This window comes from Rhodopseudomonas palustris (assembly GCF_013415845.1).
Classification (GTDB): domain Bacteria; phylum Pseudomonadota; class Alphaproteobacteria; order Rhizobiales; family Xanthobacteraceae; genus Rhodopseudomonas; species Rhodopseudomonas palustris_F.
Map to the genome: position 1 here is coordinate 2693271 of NZ_CP058907.1, position 25412 is coordinate 2718682.

The window sequence follows — 25412 nt, forward strand, 5'->3', positions numbered from 1 at the left end:
GATCAGGATCTGATGATGAAGAGCACCGCCCTGTATCGTCGCTTCCGCACGCTGCTGATCGCCAACCGCGGCGAGATCGCCTGCCGTGTCATCCGCACCGCGCGTGCGATGGGCCTGCGCACCGTCGCGGTGTATTCCGAGGCCGATGCCGGCGCGCAGCACGTTGCCGAGGCCGACGAGGCCGTGCTGCTCGGCCCGGCGCGGGCCCGCGACAGCTACCTCAATATCGAACGCATCATCCAGGCCGCCAAGCAGACCGGCGCAGAGGCGGTGCATCCCGGCTACGGCTTCCTGTCGGAAAGCGCCGAATTCGCGCAGGCCTGTGCGGATGCCGGTCTCGTATTCGTCGGGCCGACGCCGGAGATGATTACCGCGATGGGCTCGAAATCGGGCTCCAAGGCGCTGATGGAAAAGGCCCGCGTGCCGCTGGTGCCGGGCTATCACGGCGCGGCGCAGGACGAGGCAACGCTCGCGGCGGCCGCCGACAAGATCGGTTTTCCGGTGCTGGTGAAGGCCTCGGCCGGTGGTGGTGGCCGCGGCATGCGGGTGGTGCGCAAGGCCGACGAACTCTCCGCCGCGATCATCAGCGCCAAGCGCGAGGCCAAGGCGGCGTTCGGGGACGACACGCTGTTGATCGAGCGTTATGTCGACAATCCGCGCCATATCGAGGTGCAGATCGTCGGAGACAGCCATGGCAATCTCGTCTCGCTGTTTGAACGCGAATGCACGCTGCAGCGTCGCCACCAGAAAGTGATCGAAGAGGCGCCGTCGCCGACGCTCGATGCGGCTGGGCGCGAAAAAGTCTGCGACGCCGCGCGGCGCGCCGCGGGTGCGGTGAACTATGTCGGCGCCGGCACCATCGAGTTCGTCTCCGACGGCAAGGACGTGTTCTTCATCGAGATGAACACCCGCCTGCAGGTGGAGCATCCGGTCACCGAACTGATCTCCGGCGTCGACCTCGTCGAATGGCAGCTCCGCGTCGCGTTCGGCGAAGCGCTGCCGCTGAAGCAGGATCAGCTCAAGCTGAGCGGCCACGCCATCGAGGCGCGGGTATATGCCGAGAACCCGGCGAAGAACTTCATGCCGTCGGTCGGCAAGATCACGACCTGGCGCACGCCGGCCGAGGTCGATGGCCTGCGCATCGATGCCGGCTATCGCGGCGGCGACAGCGTGTCGCCGTATTACGACGCGATGCTCGCCAAGGTGATCGCGTGGGCGCCGACCCGGCAGGCGGCGATCGACCGGCTCGACCGCGGACTGAACGAGACCGACGTCCGCGGCGTCGTCACCAATATCCCGTTTCTCTCGGCGCTGGTCACGCATCCCGAGGTGCGCGCCAACGCCATCGACACCGGTTTCATCGAACGCCATCTCGCAGCGCTCACCGCCGCACCGAGCGCGCTCGGCGATCTCGAACTCGCCGCCGCGGTGGCGGCGATCCTGCGCGGCGAGGACGAAGCCGCCAAGGCAGAAGGTCCGTCGCCATGGCGGACCTCTGGCTGGATGCCGGTCGGCCGGCGCAAGCGCAGCTTCCTGTTCCGTCGCGGGCAGGGGCATGACCACACTGATCACACGATCGAGCTGACCTATGGCGGCGGATCGTCGGCGCTGACCATCGACGGCCGCGAGCTTGCCTTCGCCTGGACCGCTGCTGGCGACGGCATCGATGTGGCACTCGGCGATGCGCGCTCGCGCATCCACGCCGTGGTCGACGGTGCCGAGTTGTATGTGCGCACGCGGAGCGGCCGGTTCGAGCTGCATCTTGTCGATCCGTTCGGCGGCGAAAGCGAGGAGGCCGTCGGCGAAGACAAGATCGTCGCCCCGCTGCCCGGCACCGTGGTGGCGCTGCTCGCGGAAGTCGGCGCCAAGCTCGACAAGGGCGCGCCGATCCTCACGCTCGAAGTGATGAAGATGGAGCAGACCCTGCGCGCGCCGTTCGCCGGAACGTTGACGGCGGTGAAGTGCAAGGTCGGCGACATCGTCCAGGAAGGCGCCGAATTGGCCGATCTCGAGGCCGAGGAAGAATAGTTCATTCTCCGTCATGCCCGGCCTTGTGCCGGGCATCCACGCCTTCTTGCGGCGCGATGCCGAAGGCGTGGATGGCCGGGACGAGCCCGGCCATGACGAACGACTTTGGGGTTCGTCCATGACCGACACCATCCGTATCGTCGAAGTCGGCCCGCGCGACGGGCTGCAGAACGAGAAGACGCCGGTCAGCGTCGCCGACCGCATCGCCTTCGTTGAGGCGCTGGTTGCGGCGGGGCTGTCGACCGTCGAGGTCGGCGCGTTCGTCTCGCCCAAGGCGATCCCGCAGATGATCGGCTCCGACGAGGTGCTGCGGGCGTCGCTGCAGCTGCCCGGCGAATTCCACGTGCTGGTGCCGAACGAGAAAGGCTACGACGCCGCCCGCGCGGCCGGCGCGCAGGTCGTCGCCGTGTTCGCCTCGGCGTCGGAAGGGTTTTCCCGGGCTAACATCAATTGCTCGGTGGCGGAGTCGATCGAGCGGTTCAGGCCGGTGCTGGCGCGCGCGCAGGCCGACGGCGTCAAGGTCCGCGGCTACATCTCCTGCGTGCTCGGTTGCCCGTTTGACGGTAACGTGCCGGTGCAGGCGGTGGTCGATGCCGCGACGACGCTGTGGGACCTCGGCTGCTACGAGATCTCGCTCGGCGACACCATCGGGGTCGGCACCCCGAAGAAGGTCCGCGAGCTGCTCCGCGCCTGCGCCGAGGCGATCCCGATGCAGTCGCTCGCCATGCACTTCCACGACACCTACGGCCAGGCGCTCGCCAATCTCTATGCCGGGTTGGAACAGGGCGCGCGCGTGATCGACAGCGCCGCCGGCGGCCTCGGCGGCTGCCCCTATGCGCCGGGTGCTACCGGCAACGTCGCGACCGAGGACGTGCTGTACATGCTGGAAGGCATGGGCGTGCCGATGGGCGTCGATATGGACAGGCTGATCGCCGCGACCAACAGCGTCGCCGCACTGCTCGGCCGCCCGCCGGTCAGCCGCGTGGTCAATGCACTGAACGCAAAGAAAAAGCGGGCGGGTTAGTTCGCAGGGTGGGTTAGCGCGAAGCGCGTCACCCACCGATTGAGGTGTCAACACAGAGAGGGTGGTTACGGCGCAAGTGCGCCTGACCCACCCTCGCGAACTATCTGACGCTCTCCGGCCCCATCACCAGATCCGGCAGCCAGGTCGAGATGCCGGGGACCAGGCACAGCAGCAGCACCGCCAGCATCATCAGCAGCACGAACGGCAGCGTGCCCCAGATCACCTCGGACAGCGGGATATCGGGGGCGACGTTGCGGATGACGAAGATGTTGAGGCCGACCGGTGGATGGATCAGGCCCATCTCCATCACGATGGTCATCACCACGCCGAACCAGATGATGTCGAAGCCGGCGGCGCGCAGCGGCGGCAGGATGATCGGCGCGGTCATCAGGATGATCGAAACCGGCGGCAGGAAGAAGCCGAGCACCACCACCAGCGCCAGGATCGCGGCGAGCAGTCCCCAGCGCGGCAGCTGCATCGCCACGATCGCTTCGGCGGCCGACTGCGAGATGTGCAGATAGCTCATCACGTAGGAGTATAGCAGCGACATGCCGATGATCATCATCAGCATGGTCGACTCGCGGACCGTCGAGGTCATGATCGGCGACAGGTCGGAGGGCTTCCACACCCCATAGATCAGCGCGATCAGCAGCAGCGCCAGCAGGCCGCCGAGGCCGGCGGTTTCGGACGGCGTCGCGTAGCCGCCATACAGCGCGATCATCACACCGGTAAGCAGGATGACGAACGGCAGCACCCGCGGCAGCGCGCCGAAGCGCTGCGCCATGGTGAATTTCTCGTCGGTCAGGATCGCGGACGTCTGGCCGGTCGCTTCGTACGCCGCCTTTGCGGTGGCGTATTCCTTGCGGAAGCGGACCACCGCGTAGATGCCGAACAGCGTCACCAGCAGCAGTCCCGGCCCGATGCCGGCGAGGAACAGCCGGCCGAGCGATTTCTCGGCGGCGACCGCGAACAGGATCATGGTGATCGAGGGCGGCAGCAGGATGCCGAGCGTGCCGCCGGCCGCGATAATCCCGGCCGCGAAGCCGCCGGAATAGCCGCGCTTGCGCATCTCCGGGATGCCGGCCGAGCCGATCGCCGAGCAGGTCGCCGGCGACGAGCCGGCCATCGCGGCGAACAGCGCGCAGGCGAACACGTTGGCGACGCCGAGCCCGCCCGGCACGCGATGCAGCCAGGCGTGCAGGGCGGAGTACAGGTCCTGGCCGGCACGCGACTTGCCGATCGCCGCACCCTTGAGGATGAACAGCGGGATCGACAGCAGCGTGATCGACGCCATCTCCTCGTAGACGTTCTGCGTCACGGTATCGAGCGAGGCGTGCGGCATGTAGATCGCCATGAACACCAGCGCGACGGCGCCGAGCGCAAATGCGATCGGCATGCCGGAGAACATCGCCGCCAGCGTGGCGAGGCCGTAACTGATCCCAATGCCGAGGACTGTCACGCGCGCTTCGTCCCACTGAAGGAGTTCACGATCTGCACCGCGATCTGCAGGCACAGCAGCGTCATGCCGGCGGCCATCAGCGCGTAGGGGATGGCGAGCGGCGGCGACCAGATCGAATTCGAGACCTGGCCGTCGACATAGGCCTCGTGCGTCAGCGTCCAGGATTTCCAGGCGAAGAAGCCGCAGAAGGCGAGGCTGGCAACGTCGACCAGCAGCAGCCGGACGCGGTTCACGGCCGGCGGCAGCAGCCCGGTGAACGCCTCGATGCCGATATGGCCGCGTTGGCTTTGCACGAAGGCGGCGGTCAGGAAGGTGGCGCCGACCAGCAGGAACACCGCGGCCTCGTCCTGCCAATAGGTGGCGCTGTGGAACAGGCTGCGTACCGCCACGCTGTAGCTGAGGATGCAGCAGGCGACCACCAGCGCGACCGCGGCTAGGACGAGGATGGCTCGGTTGACCAGCGCCAGCGCATGGCCGAGCGGGCCGCCGGTCTCGCGCTGCGCGGCGCTGGTCGGGTCCGGCTGGCCGGGCACGGGGCCGTGCATCATGCCGCGTCGGTCGCGAGCTTGAGCAGGTTGGCGCAGGTCGCGGTCTTCTTGCCGTAGTCCTTCCACGCGGTGTCGCGGGCGATCACGGCCCACTTCTCGACCGTGGCGGCGTCGAGCTTGTCGACCTTGGCGCCGGCCTTCTCGTACACCTTGGCGACCTCGATATCGTCGGCCTGGGCGCCTTGTTTGCCGAACGCTTCGAGCTCGGCGCCGACCGATAGGATGATGTCCTGATGGTTCTTCGGCAGCTTGTCGAAGATCGCCTTCGACATCATCAGCGGCTCGAGCATGAACCAGTACGAGGCGTCCGCGCCGGAGGTGAGATGCTTGGCGACTTCCTCGAGCCGGAACGAGATCAGGCTGGTGGAGGAGGTGATGCCGGCGTCGCAGGCACCGGTCTGCATCGCAGCGTAGATCTCGTTCGACGGCACCGACAGCACCGCTGCGCCGGCCTGCTGCAGCACCATGTCCATCTCGCGCGAACCGCCGCGGACCTTGAGGCCCTTGGCGTCGTCAGGTGACAGCAGCGCCTTGGAGCGGCTGGCGACGCCGCCGGCCTGCCACACCCAGGTCACCAACACGATGCCCTTGTCGGCGAGGAAGTCGGTCAGCGCCTTGCCGACCGGCTTGGTCTTCCACGACAGGCCCTGCTCATAGGTCGAGACCAGTCCCGGCATCAGGCCGATATTGGTCTCGGGGACTTCGCCGCCCGCATAGGGCATCGGATACAGCGACAGATCGAGCGCGCCTTTGCGCATCGCCGAAAACTGCGCGTTGGTCTTGATCAGTGATGAGCCCGGATAGACTTCGCCGACCAGTTCGCCGCCGGAGCGCTTGCTGATTTCGTCGGCGAACTTGCGGCACAGCCGGTCGCGGAAGTCGCCTTTGTCGATGGTGCCACCGGGAAACTGATGCGAGATCTTCAGTGTCGTTGCCGCCTGCGCTGAGCCGATCCCGTATTTCAGGACCGCGGGCGCTGCCAATGCGGAGACGAGGAGGTGGCGGCGTGACAGCATCGTTTCTCTCCCGATCATTTTCTGTTGTTTGAATCGCTAAAGCATTGGTCGCTGAGCGGTCAAGGCGAGAGGCGGCGATCGGACGGATTGCAACGAGGTTTTGTTAGTTGCAGTGCGGTGCGGGTGTTGTTGCGGTGCCGAACCACCGCCGCCTCGGGAAGTTGCGAGCAAGAATTATTTCGGTGCAGCGTAACAAGCCCGGTTCCCGATCCGTTGAGTGAAAGGGCGGCAGTCGCCGCACCGATCGATTTCGACAAGGATCACATCACATGACCCGTACCCGCATCGTTCTCGCCCTCATGATCGCAGCATTCTCGTCCAGCCTCGCGATGGCGCCGGCTGCCTACGCGATGGACAAGATGGAGAAGAAGGACGGCATGGCTCACGACACCATGGCCAAGGATTCGATGAGCAAGGACGGCATGAAGAAAGACACGATGGCGAAGGACGGTATGAAGAAGGACGGCATGTCCAAAGACAGCATGTCCAAGGACCAGATGAAGAAGTAGTTCGCGTCACCCGAGACCAGGGCGGCGGGCGTTCGTCGTCCTGTTAGTCGTCGCCAGGAGCCGCAGCGTGGCGCGAAAGCGACGCTGCGGCTGCCGACCAGCGATATGCCGAACACCTCGGACTCATGATCTATGAAGCTGCCGGAGAAACCGGTGGTGACGTCTTGTCCGGAGAACAGCGGTCGTCGGCGACTGTGTCGTCGCCGGTGCTGAAGAAATACGGATCGCCACCGCGCAGCCTGCCGTCGCGCAGAATGATTGCGTCGTTCGAATGGGCGCGATGTCGTCGCGCATCCGGATCTGAATCCGAGTACATCCCGTCCGCATTGTCCTGCCCTGTACCTTCTCCAAAGGGTACGAGATCACCTGCACTCCCGACCTTCTCGGTAATTTGAGCGCCAGCGTACGGGCACGCAACTTTGCTGTGTTTTGCTCAGTCACCATGCGCCCGCGGCCGTAGAGTTCCCGACCAGAATCATGTTTGCCGTCATTCGGGTGGTGCAGTTTGGGGCGAGGGGCAGGTATGAAGAATTTTCCAGCGTGGCTGAGCGTCTGGTCGGTGGTGGCCGTTGCGTGCGGTAGCGCGCATGCGGCCGATCTGCAGAACGTTTCAGTCCCGTCGGCCGTGCCGGCGGCAACTAACTGGACCGGCTTCTACATCGGTACCCACGTCGGCGCCGCAGCGTCGGAGAGCGCGTGGAACAGCATTGCCGGAAGTGGGGCCGGACTGGCGGCGGGGCCGTTCCCTGGTCATGGCGTCAGCGGCAATGCGATCGCCGGCATCCAGGGCGGCTACAACGCGCAGTTCGGTCATTACGTGCTCGGCATCGAAGGCGACGCCAGCTTCGGTTCCATCAACGGTTTGGCCCGCTGTCTGCACGGCACCTTTGCCTGCACCAGCCGGATCGACGAACTGTGGACGCTCGCCGCGCGCTTCGGCTACGCCGCGGGTGATTTGCTGGTCTATGGCAAGGCCGGCGCCGCCTGGGCCGACGTCCATCGCCGGATGGCCAGCGGCAACTTCGTCAACGTCCTCGAAGCGTCCGAGACGCGGTCCGGCTGGCTGCTCGGCGCCGGCGTCGAATACGCCTTCCTGCCGGGCCTGTCGGGCAAGATCGAGTACAACTACGCGGATTTCGGCAATCGCTCCCTGACGATGGCCGATCAGTTCGGCGACGTTTCGGACGTGTCGATCGGCCAGACCGCGCATCTGGTCAAGGTCGGCCTCAATTATCGGCTCGGCGCGGCCTCGGTCAGCGCAGCGCCGCTTCCCGGCGTGCCGCTGCCGCAGTGGAGCTGGACCGGGATCTATCTCGGCGTCCACGCCGGCGGCGGCTTCGGCAGCAACGATTGGGAGTCGGCGACGGGCGCGCTGCTCGCGGCGTCGACGTCGGGCGGGTTCCCCGGGCGCGGCGACAGTTCCGGGCTGTTCGGCGGCGGCCAGATCGGCGCGAACTATCAATTCGGCCGCTGGGTCGCCGGTGTTGAAGCGTCCGCCGCCGCGGCGGATATCGGCGGCTACGCCAAATGCGCCACCGATGTCGGGACACGGAGAAATTTCACCTGCCACAATGAGCTGTCGTCGCTCGGCACCATCACGGGCCGGCTTGGGCAGACCTGGGGCAATCTGTTGATCTACGGCAAGGCCGGCGCGGCGTGGGCAACCGGCAGCAGCGATGCGCAGCGCGCAGGCAGCGCCAGCCGCTTCACCGAAAGCGGCACGCGCTGGGGCTGGGTCACCGGTACCGGCCTGGAATATGCTCTCAGTCCGAACCTGTCGGCCTTCGTGGAGTACAACCACGTCGATTTCGGCACCCAAGACACCGCTTACGTCGATCAGTTCGGCAATGCCTCCGAGATCGGCTTCAAGCAGAAGCTCGATCTGGTGAAGGCAGGTCTGAATTATCGGCTCGGCTCGGGCGCGCCGACGCTCGGCGCGGGAGGCGATGCGCCGCTGTTCGTCAAGGCCGCCGCGCTGCCGCTCGGCTGGCAGGTCGAGGCCGGCACCCGTTATTGGGGCAGCTCGGGGCGGATGCAGAAGGATCTGAACGACAACGTCTCGCCGAGCCGGCTGAATTCACGGCTGATCTATGGCGATCAGACCGGTCATTCGCTCGAAGCCTTCGTGCGCGTCGATCACGCGTCGGGCCTGTTCGCCAAGGCCAATCTCGGCCTCGGCCATCTCGTCAACGGCCAGCTCAACGACGAAGACTTCCCGAGCGAAGTGAACTATTCGAACACGATCTCGGAGATGCGCGACGGCCGCCTGGCCTTCGGCAGCGCGGACATCGGCTACAATTTCATCAACGATGGCGGCCGCAAGCTCGGTGGCTTCGTCGGTTATCGTTCGTTCTACCAGACCGGCAACGGCTTCGGCTGTCGGCAGATCGCGACCGACTTCGACACCTGTGGCGTCCCGTTTCCCACCAACTTCGTCGGTCTCAGCGAGACCGAATCCTGGCGCGGCGTCGCGCTCGGCCTCAACGTTCGCGCGCCGCTGACCGAACGGCTGCGGCTGGAGGTCGATGCGGCTTATCTGCCTTACGTCAATCGCGCTGGCTTCGACAATCATTGGTTTCGCGCCGACATCAATCCGCAGTCGGAGGTCGGCCACGGCTGGGGTACGCAGTTCGAAGCGATCCTGTCCTACGCGGTCACCGATCGCTTCAGCGTCGGCGTCGGCGGCCGCTATTGGTACTTCGCGACCGACAGCGCCAGCACGATCTTCCCGAGAGAAGCGACGACGTCGCCGATGCAGTTCTATTCCGAACGCTACGGCGGCTTCGTCCAGACCTCGTATAAGTTCGGCGACGTCGATGCGGCAGAAACCTCGGCGCACGGCATCGCCAAGGCGCCGCCGCGGATCGCGCCCACCAATTGGACCGGCCTCTATGTCGGCGCCAGCGTCGGCGCGGGCTGGGGCCGCACCACCTATGCGGACCCGTTCCCGACCCCGACGACGGGTGATCGGGCGGACCTCGGCGGCGCGCTGCTCGGCGGCCAGATCGGCGCGAACTACCAGTTCGGTCATCTCGTCGCCGGCGTCGAAGCCTCGGCCAACTGGGCGAATATTCGCGGCACCGACACCTGCTTCGGCGCGTATCCTAATCCTGTGGTGGCCGGCTTCGACTGCGGCAGCAGGATCGACGCCATCGGCACGTTCACGGCGCGCGGCGGCTACGCGATCGATCGCACGCTGCTCTACGTCAAGGGCGGCGCGGCCTGGGATCGCCAGCAGGATCAGTTCAACTCCGTCGGTGTCGGTGGCACGACGCTCGCGAGCACCAGCACCAATTGGGGCTGGACCGTCGGCGGCGGCCTCGAATACGCGCTGGCGCCGTCGTGGTCGATGGCGCTGGAATACAAGTACTTCGACTTCGGCGCGTCTCAGGTGTTCGGCACGTCGGTGACGCCGGCATTGGACGGCGTCAACCTGGCGCCGCAGACGAACAAACTGCAGACGGTGTCGCTCGGGGTGAACTACAAATTCGGGCCGTCGTTGTTCGCCAGGGACTGAGCCGTGTGATCGAGGTCCGGTTCGTCGCCGGGCCTCGATTGCCATCGTGACGGGCGGAGAGGCCGGTTGCGGCCGCGGGCAGGCGGTCGTGGCTCGCTTGGTTGTCGGATCGGTGCCGAGCGGCTACAACCGGGCCTCACCGCGACCGACGTCGATCTTCCCAAAGGACAATCCGATGCGTTTCGCTTTTCCCGCCGGCGCTGTGCTGGCTTTGGCCGTTGCTGCGCTGTCTCCCGCCGCGGCCCTGATGTCGAGCACCCCCGCCATGTCCGAATCCGCCAAATCCGTCACCACTCCGTCGGGTCTCCAGATCGTGGACACCCAAGTCGGCACCGGCGCGTCGCCGGCGCGCGGCCAGATCTGCGTGATGCACTACACCGGCTGGCTCTACGAGAACGGCGCCAAGACCCGCAAGTTCGACTCCTCGGTCGACCGCAACGAGCCGTTCGAATTCCCGATCGGGATGGGCCGGGTGATCAAGGGCTGGGACGAGGGTGTTGCCAGCATGAAGGTCGGCGGCAAGCGCACGCTGATCATTCCGCCGGATCTCGGCTACGGCGCGCGTGGCGCCGGCGGCGTGATCCCGCCGAACGCGACTCTGATCTTCGATGTGGAATTGCTCGGCCTCAAGTAAGGCCGATGACGCGATGGCCCGGCACGAGCCGGGCCGTCGTTGCCGCGGTTACGGCCGGCCGCAATAGGCAAGGATGCTGCTGGCGCCCATGCCGCAGGTCGCGGTCAGCTTGCCGTTCGCGAGCTTGAGGGTGTCGGCGAAGCGGGCCTTGGTGCCGCTGACGCAGAACGCCGACAGCAGGGTGTCGTCGTCGGCGCAGGAGATCGGGCAGCCGTCGGACGGGCAGGAGGTCGAGGTCACGGTCTTGATCGGGCTTGCCGGGACCACAGCCGCGCTAGCCGCCGCCTGTTCGGCCGCATCGTTCGGGTTGGGCTCTGACTTGAAATTGCGGACGCCGAAGACCACCACAGCGGCGGCGATGCAGGCGACGATCAATGTCGGTAACTTCATCTTCAACCCCATTCCTCGAATAATCAGCGGCCGAGACCGCGGTGAGCATAGACCTGCATTGCGGAATTGGAAGCGTTCAACGCCAACGGCGTTAACCCGTCACTGATCAAGCGCAAATGGTAATATGCGACCGTGATTAGTTGGGCGGTTAGTATCCGTTCCGCGCGCGTGTCCGACCAATCCTGCTTTCGCCCCACTTCGATCTGTATAGCGACCCACCATGACGATGATTGAGCCAGATCCTGCCGACTTCGAGCCGATCCACCCGTATTCGCTGGCGCGGATCTCCCACGTCGCGCTGCAGGCCGGTGCGGTGCTGGCGCAGAGCGGCGCGTCGGTGCGCGTGGTGCATGAAGGCGCACGGATGGTGGCGGAGGGGCTCGGGGTCGAGGTGCTGGGGATGCGCTCCGGCTACGCCTCGTTCGAGATCACGCTGGCGCGCGGCCATCACAGCTTCACGCGCATGACTCAGATCGGTGCGCACGGCGTGAACCATCGGCTCGACTTCGCGGTGCGCGACCTGCTCAAGCGCGCCGCGCGCGGCGCCATGACGCCGGACGCGATCGAGGCCGAGCTGAAGCGGCTGCAGAGCGAGACGCCGCGGCATCCGCCGTGGCTGGTGGCGATCGCCACCGGCGCCGCCTGCGCGGCGTTCGGCCGGCTGCTCGGCTCCGACTGGCTGTCGTTCGGGCCGGTGCTGGCCGCGGCCAGCATCGGGCAGGGCGTTCGTCATTTGCTGCTCGGCCGCCGCTTCAATGTGTTCGTGGTCGCGGCGATCGTCGGCTGCATCTCGGCGGCGCTCGGCGGCCTCGGTGCGCGGCTGATCGGCAGCTCGACGACCGAACTCGCAATGATGGCGTCGATCCTGCTGCTGGTGCCGGGCGTGCCGTCGACCAACGCCCAGACCGATGTGATGGACGGCTACCCGACCATGGGCAGCGCCCGCGCCGTCACCGTGATCATGATCATGGTGTTCGCGGTCACCGGGCTGTGGCTGGCCGAATTCGTGTTGAGGATCCACACATGACCGCGACCTGGATCGCGATGTTGCCGTATCTGGCGCATCAGGCGGCGTTCGGTGCGCTCGCCGCGGCCGGCTTCGGCGTGCTGTTCAATTTCGGCTGGCGCACGCTCGCCTGGTGCGCGGTCGCCGGCGCGCTGGCGCTGGCTGTCCGCACCGTGGTGCAGCAGACCGGCGGCAGCCTGGAGGCCGCGACCTTCGCAGCGGCCTTCGTCACCTCGTTCACCGCGATCCTGGCGCTGCGCTGGCTCGGCCCGGCCTGCAACGCGGTTGCGCTGGCCGGCTGCATTCCGATGGTGCCTGGCGCGTTCTTCGGTCAGGCGATGCTCGGCTATATGGCGGTCGCCGCCGACACCACCGGCTCTTCGACAGCGCAGATCGTCGCAGCCTCGCAGGCGTTCGTGCGCGTGCTGTCGATCGTCGGCGCGATCGGGGCGGGGCTGGCGATCCCGGCCTATTTGCTCAAGAGCCGGCAGTTCTGATCAGCGCCCGGTGCCGGGCCAGGCCACCGAGCGCGCCACGCCGCTCGCCAGCCGGCCGGCATTGCGGCCCTCGACGATGCTGCCGTCATGGCTGCTGGCCTGGATCAGCGACACCCGGCCGCCGGGATCGATGCGGAATTTGCGGCGGTCCCGGTAGCCGGTCCCGTCGAGCAGCCCGTAATCGGTCGTCAGCCACACCGTGGAGGTGGTCGCCGCACCATCGGTCCACACCGGATCGCTGATCTCGTCGACCTTGAAGGCCCAGAACTTGTAGAGGTGCGATTGGCCGAACGAGCGGACGCGGACGATCTCCGCCTTCAGATGCAGAATCGCTCGGGCTTGGGACTGGTCCACGAAATCTCGAATGCTTGCCGATCGTCAGATCGGTACCCGATTCGGCCGCCGGGCCGCTGCCGCGTCGTGAGTGCGGGATCATCGGCGAACCGACTGCCGCCGGACGCCGATCTCGCGGCGTGGGGACATCTTGCAGATAGGTTTGTCCCTGCGTCTCAGGTGGGGCTTTGGCGGCGCGCGGCGGCTTGAAATCCCCCTGAAACACGGTGCTCTGGGAGCATCGGTATCAGAGGGATTGCAATGCGGTCATGGGGAGGCGCGGTGCTGGCCGCGTTGCTGCTGTCGGGATGTGCGTCGGTGACGCGCGGCACCACGGAGAACATTTCGATTGCGAGCACGCCGTCGGGCGCCAAGGCCGATGTGTCCGGCACCGAGGCGCCGTTCTCCTGCGTCACGCCGTGCGTGGTCGAGGTGAGCCGCAATGCCGACATCACCGTCAGCCTGAGCAAAGAGGGCTATGAACCGCAGATCATCCCGCTGACCCGCGAAGTCTCCGGCAGCGGCGGCGCCGGCTTTGCCGGCAATCTGCTGCTCGGCGGCGTGGTCGGCATGGGCGTCGACGCCGCCACCGGCGCCGCGATGGACCACAAGCCCAACCCGGTCATCGTGACGCTGCAGCCGGCCGCGCCGCCACCGCCGCCGGTGGTCCGGCATCATCGCAAGCCGCGGGTGCCGGTGAGTTAGTTGGTGATGAGGTCGAGCAAATGCCTTAGGGGCTACCCGCCGCCATTGGGCTTTCGGTTTCCGAAAGTTATCTCATCCATGCCTTGGATATAAGATTCGAGAAGTCCCGCGCGGTCCAGTATTCGATATGAATTACGAGAAGCTGCATCTTGCATCATCTCTTCGTTGATTTGACACCAGGAACATTGAGTTTTCGTGGCGGTCGCCCGTATCGGCTCAAGGCAAGTTGGGCAAAATGAGGTTGCGGGCACGAGAGCGGAACCATCAAAAATATGCGAAGTTCCTTGAGTGTCGATGAAGTATGGATTCGCAGAGCTTCTGCCGATGCGGGTCTCAAAGTAGTTACAGTCAGTTCGTTCTGCTATCTCCAGTAGGGTCTGCTTTGTTTGGTCTGTGCATCTCGATCCGACAATTATGCTGCTCACGCAACGAACCGGAACGTCTAGGAGCAACATCTCTGACTTGTCCCGAATCTCTTTCGTTGAGGCAACCATTCGTCGTTCCTGCTCGTAGGTCCAACAAGTTGCCTTCGTGAAATAGGCCGCATGGTATACGCCTAAACGTAAGAGATAGATGTACCGATTTTTTCCGATCTTGAACGCTCTGTAGAGCATGTCGGTCAAGCCATCTCTAGGGGAGTCTGAATAAGTGACGTTTTCGAAGTGGCTCTCAGGGAATGCTTCCGCGAGCGAGCTCTCCGAAAATTCAATTACAAAGCCTTTGTGATTCTCAGCATAGTGGGCCCACATTGGAATGACGCTGGGAGATCGTGAGAAGCAGGTCGTTGGGAGTTGATCTAGTTCGCCAACAGCGTCCGCATAGAACGCCAATGCGTCCGGCTCTTCGTCAAAATCTATGGTGAGAAACAGTTCGTAAGGGTCATTGAAGTCTTTTGGTAGAGAGCATTTGAGCGTTACAAGCTCAGGCGAGCTAAAGATGTTATCAATGAGCTGGGAGCTTATGTATTTGTAGATCTTTCTGCTTGCCCCTTGATCAGGCGATTTCGGATTGTCGTGTGAAGGGGAATGCTTCGTAGAGGCGGTTGGTGTCGCCGCTTTGATGAGTAAGTTGCGTTTCTTCTTTCCGAGCTTGCTGTTCATTGATTTGAGAGGACTTTTGTCTGTTTAAGGCCATCATGTGAACGGTGTGCTCTTGATGGACGAAATTCTAACGTGGAGTGAGTCAATGGTGGCTTGATTGCCTGCGTTAAGAAGGCTGGTCGTCGTCTATACTTTTTGTACCAATAGGTTTCCGTGGTGCCGAAGGAGCTTCCGAGTCTGGCCGTGGTGGAGCAATGGCGATCCCAGCAGGATTCGAACCTGCAACCCGCGGAGTAGAAATCCGCTACTCTATCCAGTTGAGCTATGGGACCGTTGGGGGCTTTATAGCACCACCGGATACAAAAAATCCGCTTCCGCCACAACCGCCCCGAACCATTTGCCACCATCCTGCGTCCAACGCATGCGGCGCGTTGTGTTCGGCGCGCGCGCGGGCGAGGATGTGAGTCTTGAGCCGGCCTGTGGCCGGCGAGGGCGGAAGATGGGTGGCGAAACCGGCGGCCTTGCGTCCGCCTCCAGCCATCACGGCGTCATCTTCGCCACGGCATGACAAGGTCTAACGCGACGCTCGTTCGCGGCAAGGGAGTTCAAGCATGATCGGTCTGGTTCGCGCCCTCTCGCTTTGCGCCGGATTGGCGCTCGGGCTCGCATCCGCGCAGGCGGCCGACAAGGCGTTCCAGCGCGACGAGCTGGCGGACGCCGCGATCAAGCTCGAAGCCCAGATCAAGAGCGAGGCGGCGGCCACCAACAAGCCGGCCGCGGTGCTGCGCAGCGACGCCGACGCCGCGTTCAAGCGCGGCGACTACCGCGGCGGGCTGCAGACGCTGGGGCAGATCGCGGCGCTCGATCCGGCCGACGGCGACAACTGGCTGCGGCTGGCCCGCACCGTGCTGCAGATCAAGGCCGCCACCAGTTCCGAACAGACCTTCCTGCGCGAACGCGCCACCACCGCGGCCTATATCGCCTACCAGCGCGCCAAGAGCCCGCGCGAGGAGGCCGCCGCGCTGGCGCTGCTCGGCCGCGCGATGGCCGACCGCAGCCTGTGGCGGCCGGCGCTGGATTCCCTGCGGCTGTCGCTGGAGCTGCGCGAGGTCGCCGACATCCGCGGCCAATATGAGAAGCTGCGCGCCGAACATGGCTTCCGGCTGCTCGATTACACGGTAGACTCGGATTCGGCCTCGCCGCGGGTGTGCTTCCAGTTCTCCGAGGAGCTCGCCAAGCGCACCGACTTCGCGCCCTATGTGACGCTGGCCGGGACCGACAAGCCCGCGATCAGCGCCGAGGAGCGCCAGCTCTGCGTCGAGGGGCTAAAGCACGGCGAGCGCTACAACATCAATCTGCGCGCCGGGCTGCCGTCGACCGTGAAGGAGGCGCTGGCGAAGTCGGCCGAGTTCAACGTCTATGTCCGCGACCGCAAGCCGCTGGTGCGCTTCACCGGCCGCGCCTATGTGCTGCCGCGCACCGGCCAGCGCGGTATTCCGCTTGTCAGCGTCAACACCCCGACCGTGGCGGTGCAGGTGTTCCGGATCGGCGACCGGAACCTGATCAACACCGTGGTCGACAGCGACTTTCAGCGCACGCTCAGCCGCTACCAGCTCAGCGATCTCGGCAACGAGCGCGGTGCCAAGGTGTGGTCGGGCGAGCTCGACACCGCCACCGCGGCGCTGAATGCCGACGTCACCACCGCGTTCCCGGTCGACCAGGTGCTCGGCGACCTGCAGCCCGGCGTCTATGTGATGACCGCCGCGCCCAAGGGCCCGACTGCCAATTCCGACGATGACGGCCAGCTCGCCACCCAGTGGTTCATCGTTTCCGATCTCGGCCTGACCGCGTTCTCCGGCAATGACGGCGTCCACGTCTTCGTCAATTCGCTGGCCTCGACCGATCCGCTGGCCAATACCGAGGTGCGGCTGATCGCGCGCAACAACGAGGTGCTGGCCACCCGCAAGACCGACGCCTCCGGCCACGTGCTGTTCGAAGCCGGTCTGGCGCGCGGCGAGGGTGGGCTGTCGCCGGCGCTGCTGACCGCGTCCAGCGACAAGGCCGACTACGCCTTCCTCAGCCTGAAGACCAGCGCCTTCGACCTGTCCGACCGCGGCGTCGCCGGGCGTGCGGTGCCGGCCGGCGCCGACGCCTTCGTCTATGCCGAGCGCGGCGTGTACCGCTCCGGCGAGACCGTCCACCTGACGGCGCTGCTGCGCGACGGGCAGGGCGTGGCGATGACCGCCAGCCCGATGACGCTGGTGGTGGAGCGGCCGGACGGCGTCGAATACCGCCGGGCCGTGCTGTCCGATCAGGGCGCCGGTGGCCGCAGCCTCGATGTCGCGCTGAATTCGGCGGTGCCGACCGGCACCTGGCGTGTCCGCGCGTTCACTGATCCGAAGGGCGCCAGCGTCGGCGAAACCACCTTCATGGTCGAAGACTACGTTCCCGATCGGATCGAATTCGACATTTCTACCAAGGACAAGGCGATCAAAGCTGATGCTCCTGTGGAACTTAAGGTCGACGGCCGATTCCTGTATGGCGCGCCGGCCTCGGCGCTCCAGATCGAAGGCGATCTGCTGGTGGCCCCGGCCGAAGGGCGGCCCGGCTATGCCGGCTATCAGTTCGGCGTTGCCGACGAAGAGACCACCAGCAACGAGCGCACGCCGCTCGAAAACCTGCCCGAGACCGACGCCGACGGCGCCGCCACCTTCGAGTTGAGCCTGCCGAAGCCGCCGTCGTCGACCCGGCCGCAGGAGGCGCAGATCTTCCTGCGGATGGCGGAAGCCGGCGGCCGCGCGGTCGAGCGCAAGCTGGTTCTGCCGATCGCGCCGGCGGCGGCGATGATCGGCGTCAAGCCGCTGTTCGCCGACCGCAACGTCGCCGAAGGCGATGTCGCCAAATTCGATGTCGCCTTTGTGGCGCCGGACGGCACCTCGCTGCCGCGCAGCGGCCTGCGTTACGAGCTGCTCAAGATCGAGTCGCGTTATCAGTGGTACCGGCAGAATTCGTCCTGGGATTACGAGCCGGTGAAGTCGACCAAGCGGGTTGCCGACGGCGATCTGTCGATCAAGGCCGGCGAGCCGGCGCGGCTGCAGTTCAACCCGGAGCCCGGCCGCTACCGCCTCGACGTCAAGACCGCCGACGTCGCCGGACCGCTGACTTCGGTGCAGTTCGACGTCGGCTGGTATTCGGACGGTTCGGCCGATACCCCTGATCTGCTGGAGACCTCGATCGACAAGCCGGAATACGCCTCCGGCGACACCATGACGGTGACGGTCAACGCGCGGACCGCGGGTCTTCTGACCGTCAACGTGCTCGGTGACCGGTTGCTGACCACGCAGTCGCTGCAGGTCAAGCCGGGCAGTTCGCAGGTCAAGCTCAGCGTCGGCAAGGATTGGGGCTCGGGCGCCTACATCGTCACCACGCTGCGGCGACCGCTCGACACCGCCGCGCAGCGGATGCCGGGCCGTGCGATCGGCCTGAAATGGTTCGGCATCGACAAGGCGGCGCGGACGCTGTCGGTCGAGCTGTCGCCGCCGGCCTTGGTGCGGCCGTCGACGACGCTGAAGCTGCCGGTCAAGCTCGGCGGGCTGTCGCCCGGTGAAGACGCCAAGATCGTGGTCGCCGCGGTCGACGTCGGCATCCTCAATCTCACCGGCTACAAGCCGCCGGCACCGGATGTGTACTATCTCGGCCAGCGCCGGCTGAGCGCGGAGATCCGTGACCTCTATGGCCAGTTGATCGACGGCATGCAGGGCGCGCGCGGCCAGATCCGTTCCGGCGGCGACTCCTCGGCCGCGGAGCTGCAGGGCAGCCCGCCGACGCAGAAGCCCTTGGCGCTGTATTCCGGCATCGTCACCGTGGCGGCCGATGGCACCGCGACGATCGACTTCGAGATCCCCGAATTCGCCGGTACCGCGCGGGTGATGGCGGTGGCGTGGACCGCCACCAAGGTCGGCCGCGCCAACACCGACGTCACGGTGCGCGATCCGGTGGTGCTGACCACGACGCTGCCGCGCTTCCTGCGCAACGGCGATCGCGGCACCATGGCGTTCGACCTCGACAACGTCGAAGGCGCCGCCGGCGACTACACCATCAAGGTCAGCGCCAGCGGTCCGGTGAAGCTGAGCGGCGAGGCGGCCACGACGATGAAGCTCGCCGCCAAGCAGCGCGGCTCGGCCAAGCTGATGCTGGACGCCGGCGGAGCCGGCACCGCTGCGCTCGACGTGGCGATCCAGGGGCCGAACGGCCTGTCGCTGGCGCGGCACTATGCGCTCGACATCCGTCCCGCCAACCAGACCCTGGCGCGGCGCTCGATCCGGACGCTCGCCAAGGGCGAAAGCCTGACGCTGACCTCGGACATGTTCTCGGACCTGGTGCCGGGCACCGGCGGGCTGTCGCTGTCGGTGAGCCTATCGACCGCGCTCGACGCCGCGACGATCCTCAAGGCGCTCGACCGCTATCCGTTCGGTTGCACCGAGCAGATCACCAGCCGTGCGATGCCGCTGCTCTACGTCAACGATCTCGCCGCCGGCGCGCATCTGGCGATGGACGGCAGCGCCGACGAGCGGATCAAGGGCGCGATCGACCGGCTGCTGTCGCGGCAGGGCTCGAACGGCTCGTTCGGTCTGTGGTCGACCGGTGGCGATGATGCCTGGCTCGACGCCTATGTCACCGACTTCCTGACCCGGGCGCGCGAGAAGCGCTTCGTGGTGCCGGACGTCGCGTTCCGCGCCGCGCTCGACCGCATCCGCAATTCGGTGGTCAATGCCGACGAGCCGGAGAAGGACGGCGGCCGCGATCTCGCCTACGGGCTGTACGTGCTCGCCCGCAACGGCGCGGCGCCGATCGGCGACCTGCGCTATCTCGCCGACACCAAGCTAGACAAGCTGGCGACCCCGATCGCCAAGTCGCAGCTTGCCGCGGCGCTGGCGCTGGTCGGTGACCGCGCCCGCGCCGAGCGGGTCTATGCGGCGGCGGCCGACAGCCTCAATCCCAAGCCGTCGATCGTGTTCGGCCGGGTCGACTACGGCTCCGAGCTGCGCGACGCTGCTGCTTTGGTGTCGCTCGCCAGCGAAGGCAACGCGCCGCGACCGACGCTGACGACGGCAGTGCAGCGGGTCGAAGCCGCGCGCGGCCTGTCGCCCTACACCTCGACCCAGGAGAACGCCTGGCTGGTGCTGGCGGCGCGCGCGCTCGCCAAGGAGACGATGGCGCTCGACCTCAACGGCGATGCTGTGAAGACGGCGCTGTATCGCAGCTACAAGGCCGACGAGGTGAAGTCCAAGCCGCTCAAGATCGCCAACACCGGCGACTCCCCGGTGCAGGCGGTGGTGACGGTGAGCGGTTCGCCGATCACGCCGGAGCCGGCCGCCAGCAATGGCTTCAAGATCGAGCGTCATTACTTCACGCTCGGCGGCGAGCCGGCCGACATCACCAAGGCGAAGCAGAACGAGCGCTTCGCGGTGGTGCTGACGATCACCGAACCGAAGCCGGAATACGGCCATGTCATGATCGCCGACTACCTGCCGGCGGGCCTCGAGATCGACAATCCGCACCTGGTGTCGTCGGGCGATTCCGGCACGCTGAGCTGGATCGCCGATGGTGCCGAGCCGGTGAACACCGAGTTCCGCGACGACCGCTTCACCGCCGCCATGGACCGCAAGGCCGACGACAAGTCGGTGTTCACGGTCGCCTACGTGGTGCGCGCTGTGTCGCCCGGCAAATACGTGCTGCCGCAGGCGGTGGTCGAGGACATGTACAACCCCTCGCGCTACGGCCGCACCGGCACCGGCACGATCGAGGTGCGGGCGGCGAAATGAGCGTGGCCCCCACACCACCACGATCGTCATGCCCGGGCTCGTCCCGGGCATCCACGCCTGACCCGTCGACGGCGAAAGACGTAGATGGCCGGGACAAGCCCGGCCATGACGGGCGGAGAGGATGGTCGTGGCTCAAGCGGGGCGCGATCGTGTCGGCGGTTGCGGTCGTTGCGGTGGTCGGCGGGCTTATCGCCTACGCCGTTTCGCTCGGCCCGCTGCCGCTCGACGAGGCGCGGCAGACGTCGGTGACGGTGGTCGACCGCCACGGCAAGCTGTTGCGCGCGTTCGCGATGGCCGACGGGCGCTGGCGGCTGCCGGTCGATGCCGCGAGCGAAGTCGATCCGCGCTACCTCAAGCTGCTGCTCGCTTATGAGGACAAGCGCTTCTATCAGCATCACGGCATCGATCCGCTGGCGGTCGGACGCGCAGCGCTGCAACTCGTCAGCCACGGTCGGATCGTGTCCGGCGGTTCGACCATCACCATGCAGCTGGCGCGGCTGATGGAGCCGCGGCGACAGCGCTCGCTCGGCGCCAAGTTGCGGCAGATGGTGCGCGCGGTCGAACTCGAGCAGAGGCTGTCGAAGCAGCAGATACTCGACCTTTACCTGGCGCTGGCGCCGTATGGCGGCAATCTCGAAGGCATTCGCGCCGCCTCGATCGCGTATTTCGGCAAGGAGCCGAAGCGGCTGACGCTGGCGGAGTCGGCGCTGCTCGTCGCCTTGCCGCAGTCGCCGGAGACCCGACGGCTCGATCGTTTCCCGGATGCCGCGCAGGCCGCGCGCGACCGGGTGCTGGTGCGGATGGTCGAAGACGGCGTCATCGGCGCCGACGATGCGGCGCAGGCGAGGGCGGTGCCGGTCGCGCGTCAGCGCAAGCCGATGCCGGTGCTGGCGCCGCATTCCGCCGATCAGGCCGTTATCGCCGACAAGAACGCCAAGCTGATCCGCCTGACGCTCGACGCCGGTTTGCAGCGCGCGCTAGAGACGTTGGCGCGAGATCGCGCTGCCGCGCTCGGCCCCGACATCTCGATCGGAATCGTCGCCGTCGACAACGCCAATGGCGATGTGCTCGCCCATGTCGGCTCGGCCGACTATTTCGACGACCGCCGTGCCGGCCAGGTCGACATGGCACGCGCGGTGCGATCGCCCGGCTCGACCTTGAAGCCGTTCATCTATGGGCTCGCCTTCGAGGACGGCTTCGTTCACCCGGAAAGCCTGATCGACGACCGGCCGGTGCGGTTCGGCGCCTATGCGCCCGAAAATTTCGACATGACGTTCCAGGGGACGGTGCCGGTGCGCAAGGCGCTGCAACTGTCGCTCAATGTGCCGGCGATCGAACTGCTCGAGCGGGTCGGGGCGGCGCGGCTGGCGTCGCGGCTGAAGCAGGCGGGCACCGAGCTGGTGCTGCCAAAGGACGAAGCGCCGGGGCTGGCGATGGGGCTGGGCGGCGTCGGCATCAAGCTGATCGATCTGGTGCAGCTCTACAGTGGCCTGCCGCGCCTCGGCAGTGTTCTTCCGCTGCGTGAAATCGCAAGTTCCGGCAACGACAAGCGCGAGACTCTGCGCCTGATGGATCAAGTCGCGGCCTGGCAGGTCGGCAGCGTTCTGCTCGGCACCCCGCCGCCCGAGAATGCGGTGCGCAACCAGATCGCATTCAAGACCGGCACCTCCTATGGCTACCGCGACGCCTGGTCGGTCGGGTTCGATGGCCGGATGACGATCGGGGTTTGGGTCGGCCGGCCCGACGGTGCCCCGGTGCCCGGTATGATCGGCCGCGTCGCCGCCGCGCCGGTGCTGTTCGACGCATTCGCCCGCAGTGGTCAGATGCGCGCGTCGCTGCCAAAAGCGCCGAAGGGAACGCTCGTCGCCAGCAACGCCAAGCTGCCGCTGCCGCTGCGGCGCTTCCGGTCCTCGGGCGACCTAGTGCAGCCCGGCGATGACAAGGCGCTGCGGATCCAGTTTCCCCTGAACGGATCGCGGATCGATGCGGTCAGCGAAGCCTCGGCCGGCGCGCTGCCGGTCAAGGTTGCCGGCGGGGTGCTGCCGATGACCGTGATGGTCAACGGATTGTCTGTCGGCGAGATCGATGGACGGCGGCAGCGGCTGATTGCGCCGCCCGGTCCGGGCTTCGTTCGGCTCACCGTGATGGACGCCTCTGGCGCCGCGGACACAGTTGTTGTCAGAATTCAATAGAGCCGGGCTAAGCAGTTGTCGCTGTATCGGTTTCAGCGTATGCGAGGCCGATGATCGAGACCTCTGCCAGACCCCGTTTCGGCGCGCCGCGCGAACCTAAAACCACCGTCGATCCCGGCCGCGGGCTGGTCGCGGTGCTGGATTTCGTGACGGTCAGTCACCTGCGCGCGTCGGCCTTCCTGGTGCTGGTCGGGCTGCTGTTCTTCCTGCCGGGCTTCTTCAACATCCCCCCGATCGACCGCGACGAAGCGCGATTCGCGCAGGCGACCAAGCAGATGGTCGAGACCGGCGATTTCATCGACATCCGCTATCAGGACGAGGTTCGCTACAAGAAGCCGGTCGGCATCTATTGGCTGCAGGCCACCGTGGTCGAGACCGCCGGCAAGCTCGGCTTGCCGCGTGCGCAGGTCCGGATCTGGCTGTACCGGGTGCCGTCGCTGGCCGGCGCGATCGGCGCGGTGCTGATGACCTATTGGGCGGCGCTGGCCTTCGTCGGGCGACGCGGGGCGGTGATCGCCGCGCTGATGCTGTGCAGCTGTATCCTGCTCGGTGTCGAGGCGCGGCTCGCCAAGACCGATGCGTTCCTGCTGTTCACCGTCACAGCCGCAATGGGCGCGATGGCGCGGGCCTATCTCGGCTGGCAGCGCGGCGACATCGATCCCGACCGGTCATGGATCGTGCCGGCAGTGTTCTGGACGGCGCTCGCTGGCGGCATCCTGCTCAAGGGCCCGCTGATCCTGATGTTCATCGCGCTGACGGTGATCCCGCTTGCAATCCTCGACCGCTCGGTGGCGTGGATGTGGCGGCTGCGGCCGCTGCTCGGCCTGCCGTGGATGCTGTTGTGGGTGCTGCCGTGGTTCATCGCGATCTACCTGCGTGCCGGCGACACCTTCTTTGCGGACTCGGTCGGCGGCGATATGCTGAGCAAGATCGCCAGCCCGATGGAGTCGCACGGCGCGCCTCCCGGTCTTTACTTCCTGCTGTTCTGGGCAACGTTCTGGCCCGGCGCGCCGCTGGCCGCGATGGCCGCGCCGGCGGTGTGGCGGGCGCGGCGCGAGCCGGGCGCGCAATATCTGCTCGCCTGGCTGATCCCGTCCTGGATCGTGTTCGAACTGGTGATCACCAAGCTGCCGCACTACGTGCTGCCGCTGTATCCGGCGATCGCGATCATGACCGCGGGGGCGATCGAGCGGCGGGTGCTGTCGCGCTCCTGGCTGGCGCGCGGCTCGGCGTGGTGGTTCGCGATTCCGGCGATCATCCTGCCGCTGGTGGTGATCGGCGCGGTGTATCTGACCCGGCATCCGATCTTCCTGGCCTGGCCGTTCGCGGCCGGCTCGCTGATCTTCGGTCTGTTTGCCTGGCGGCTGTTCGACGACAACCGCGCCGAAGCCTCGCTGCTGAATGGCGCGCTGGCGTCGCTGTTTCTGGTCGTGGCGGTGTTTGGCGTTGTGGTCCCGACGCTGCGTCCGGTGTTCCCGAGCGTCGAGATCGCCCGCGAGCTGCGCAAGGTGGTCTGCGTCGGGCCCAAGGCTGCCGCCGCCGGCTATCACGAGCCGAGCCTGGTGTTCATGACCGGCACCGACACGTTGCTGACCGACGGCTCCGGCGCCGCGGACTTCCTGCTGGGCGGCACCTGCCGGTTCGCGATCGTCGAGTCGCGCAGCGAGCGGGCGTTCGCCAGCCGCGCCGAGGCGATCGGCCTGCGGTATAATGTTGCGGCCCGGATCGACGGCTACAACTTCTCGCAGGGCAAGCCGGTCTCGATCGCGATCTTCCGCTCCGAGGGCACGCAGTAACATGGCCGTATCCGACAAGGCCGGCCGCGCGCAGCGCATCTACCCGGTTGAGCTGGTCCTGGTGATCGGCCGCGCGCTGGCGCAACTCGTCCGCCCGCCGTCGCATTCGCGGCGCGCCGAAGCTGCGCGGCGCTGGGCGCGGCACGCGCTGTGGCTGACGGCCGCTCTGTCGCTAGCGATCGTGATCCTGATGGTCGGCGTCGATGCTTTCGAGATCGGCCTGATGCCGCCGCGGGGTACGCCGTCGCTGTGGCCGGTGAAGATCATCACCGATTTCGGCAAGTCCGCTTATGTGCTGTGGGCGCTCGCAGGCTTGCTCCTGCTGGTCTTGCTGATCGTGCCGCTGCTACGCGGCGTGCCACGCGCCGTGATGATCGGTTTCGGCACCCGCGTGCAATTCCTGTTTCTGGCGGTGCTGGTGCCGGTCGCCATCGGCGAGGTGCTGAAAGGGATCATCGGCCGAGGCCGGCCGTTCGTCGGCGGCGCTGCAGATCCCTACAACTTCTCGCTGTTCGCCTGGAACGAGGCCTATGCCAGCTTCCCGTCGGGACACTCGATCACTGCGGCGGCCCTCGGCTTTGCGGTGGCGGCGGTGTGGCCGCGGTTGACGGCGGTGATGGCGACTTATGTGTTCGTCATCCTGGTCAGCAGGCTGGTGCTGCTGGCCCACCATCCGAGCGATGTCGTCGCAGGTGCCTTGCTCGGCCTCGTCGGTGCAATGGCAGTTCGGTACTGGTTCGCCGCGCGGCGGCTGGCGTTCACCATCCGGCAGGATGGCACCATCGATCCGCTGCCAGGGCCGTCCTGGGATCGCGTCAAAAGGGTTGCCCGCGGCGGCTCCGCCCCATAAGAAGCGGGCGCGCAGATGCGCCCCGGCCGCGAGTTCCCGTCGG

General features: G+C 66.4%; 18 protein-coding genes and 1 tRNA gene. 12 read left to right on the forward strand and 7 right to left on the reverse strand.

Features of this window, described 5'->3' with window-relative positions; all coding sequences use genetic code 11:
* The first annotated feature begins 15 nt into the window (after positions 1 to 15).
* Positions 16 to 2028 (forward strand): acetyl/propionyl/methylcrotonyl-CoA carboxylase subunit alpha, encoded by a 2013-nt coding sequence (locus tag HZF03_RS12335; protein ID WP_207804872.1) that lies wholly within the window; start codon positions 16 to 18, stop codon positions 2026 to 2028.
* Positions 2029 to 2146: 118 nt separating this feature from the next.
* Positions 2147 to 3052, forward strand: a complete 906-nt coding sequence (locus HZF03_RS12340) for a hydroxymethylglutaryl-CoA lyase (RefSeq protein ID WP_119018588.1) — start codon at positions 2147 to 2149, stop codon at positions 3050 to 3052.
* Between the two features lie 100 nt (positions 3053 to 3152).
* On the opposite strand, the gene HZF03_RS12345 is transcribed toward HZF03_RS12340, so the two are convergent.
* From HZF03_RS12345 to dctP, 3 genes are read right to left on the reverse strand one after another with little or no spacing between them, the layout of a single operon-like run.
* On the reverse strand, positions 3153 to 4511 hold the full coding sequence (locus HZF03_RS12345) for a TRAP transporter large permease (RefSeq protein WP_119018587.1): 1359 nt from the start codon (positions 4509 to 4511) through the stop codon (positions 3153 to 3155).
* On the reverse strand, positions 4508 to 5059 hold the full coding sequence (locus HZF03_RS12350; protein WP_012496000.1) for a TRAP transporter small permease: 552 nt from the start codon (positions 5057 to 5059) through the stop codon (positions 4508 to 4510). Before HZF03_RS12350 ends, HZF03_RS12345 begins: the two co-directional genes overlap by 4 nt.
* Positions 5056 to 6075, reverse strand: a complete 1020-nt coding sequence (gene dctP / locus HZF03_RS12355; protein WP_119018586.1) for a TRAP transporter substrate-binding protein DctP — start codon at positions 6073 to 6075, stop codon at positions 5056 to 5058. The genes HZF03_RS12350 and dctP overlap by 4 nt, the downstream gene beginning before the upstream one ends.
* A 269-nt stretch (positions 6076 to 6344) precedes the next feature.
* Between dctP and HZF03_RS12360 the strand changes: the two genes are divergently transcribed.
* The 3 genes from HZF03_RS12360 (at position 6345) to HZF03_RS12370 (ending at position 10735) form a co-directional block, all read left to right on the forward strand.
* Positions 6345 to 6584, forward strand: coding sequence for a pentapeptide MXKDX repeat protein (locus tag HZF03_RS12360; RefSeq protein WP_119018585.1), 240 nt, complete (start codon positions 6345 to 6347; stop codon positions 6582 to 6584).
* Positions 6585 to 7107: 523 nt separating this feature from the next.
* Positions 7108 to 10101 (forward strand): outer membrane protein, encoded by a 2994-nt coding sequence (locus tag HZF03_RS12365; protein WP_119018584.1) that lies wholly within the window; start codon positions 7108 to 7110, stop codon positions 10099 to 10101.
* 175 nt (positions 10102 to 10276) lie between these two features.
* On the forward strand, positions 10277 to 10735 hold the full coding sequence (locus HZF03_RS12370; RefSeq protein WP_119018603.1) for an FKBP-type peptidyl-prolyl cis-trans isomerase: 459 nt from the start codon (positions 10277 to 10279) through the stop codon (positions 10733 to 10735).
* 48 nt (positions 10736 to 10783) lie between these two features.
* Here HZF03_RS12370 and HZF03_RS12375 read toward each other — a convergent pair whose 3' ends face one another.
* On the reverse strand, positions 10784 to 11125 hold the full coding sequence (locus HZF03_RS12375) for a hypothetical protein (protein WP_119018602.1): 342 nt from the start codon (positions 11123 to 11125) through the stop codon (positions 10784 to 10786).
* 220 nt (positions 11126 to 11345) lie between these two features.
* Here HZF03_RS12375 and HZF03_RS12380 point away from each other — a divergent pair, with 220 nt between their 5' ends.
* Both HZF03_RS12380 and HZF03_RS12385 read left to right on the forward strand, forming a co-directional pair.
* Complete coding sequence (locus tag HZF03_RS12380) at positions 11346 to 12152, forward strand: threonine/serine exporter family protein (RefSeq protein WP_119018583.1); 807 nt, start codon at positions 11346 to 11348, stop codon at positions 12150 to 12152.
* Positions 12149 to 12628, forward strand: a complete 480-nt coding sequence (locus tag HZF03_RS12385; protein ID WP_119018582.1) for a threonine/serine exporter family protein — start codon at positions 12149 to 12151, stop codon at positions 12626 to 12628. Before HZF03_RS12380 ends, HZF03_RS12385 begins: the two co-directional genes overlap by 4 nt.
* On the opposite strand, the gene HZF03_RS12390 is transcribed toward HZF03_RS12385, so the two are convergent.
* Positions 12629 to 12982: a hypothetical protein gene (locus tag HZF03_RS12390; protein WP_119018581.1), complete on the reverse strand. Its 354-nt coding sequence runs from the start codon at positions 12980 to 12982 to the stop codon at positions 12629 to 12631.
* Between the two features lie 240 nt (positions 12983 to 13222).
* On the opposite strand from HZF03_RS12390, the gene HZF03_RS12395 reads away from it, so the two are divergent.
* Positions 13223 to 13666 (forward strand): peptidase associated/transthyretin-like domain-containing protein, encoded by a 444-nt coding sequence (locus tag HZF03_RS12395; RefSeq protein WP_119018580.1) that lies wholly within the window; start codon positions 13223 to 13225, stop codon positions 13664 to 13666.
* Positions 13667 to 13698: 32 nt separating this feature from the next.
* Here the strand turns inward: HZF03_RS12395 and HZF03_RS12400 are convergent, their stop codons facing one another.
* Both HZF03_RS12400 and HZF03_RS12405 read right to left on the reverse strand, forming a co-directional pair.
* A complete protein-coding gene (locus HZF03_RS12400; protein ID WP_119018579.1) occupies positions 13699 to 14766 on the reverse strand; it encodes a DUF2971 domain-containing protein in 1068 nt (355 codons plus the stop codon).
* A gap of 195 nt (positions 14767 to 14961) precedes the next feature.
* Positions 14962 to 15038 (reverse strand) — tRNA-Arg (locus HZF03_RS12405).
* A 279-nt stretch (positions 15039 to 15317) separates the two neighbouring features.
* Between HZF03_RS12405 and HZF03_RS12410 the strand changes: the two genes are divergently transcribed.
* From HZF03_RS12410 to HZF03_RS12425, 4 genes are read left to right on the forward strand one after another with little or no spacing between them, the layout of a single operon-like run.
* Entirely contained in the window at positions 15318 to 20531 is a 5214-nt protein-coding gene (locus tag HZF03_RS12410) for an alpha-2-macroglobulin family protein (RefSeq protein WP_119018578.1), read from the forward strand.
* Positions 20528 to 22723 carry a penicillin-binding protein 1C gene (gene pbpC / locus HZF03_RS12415; protein WP_119018577.1) on the forward strand — a complete coding sequence of 732 codons (2196 nt, stop codon included), beginning with the start codon at positions 20528 to 20530 and terminating at the stop codon, positions 22721 to 22723. Before HZF03_RS12410 ends, pbpC begins: the two co-directional genes overlap by 4 nt.
* 50 nt (positions 22724 to 22773) lie before the next feature.
* Positions 22774 to 24519: an ArnT family glycosyltransferase gene (locus HZF03_RS12420; RefSeq protein WP_119018576.1), complete on the forward strand. Its 1746-nt coding sequence runs from the start codon at positions 22774 to 22776 to the stop codon at positions 24517 to 24519.
* Between the two features lies 1 nt (position 24520).
* Positions 24521 to 25369 (forward strand): phosphatase PAP2 family protein, encoded by an 849-nt coding sequence (locus HZF03_RS12425; RefSeq protein WP_119018575.1) that lies wholly within the window; start codon positions 24521 to 24523, stop codon positions 25367 to 25369.
* Positions 25370 to 25412 lie beyond the last annotated feature (43 nt).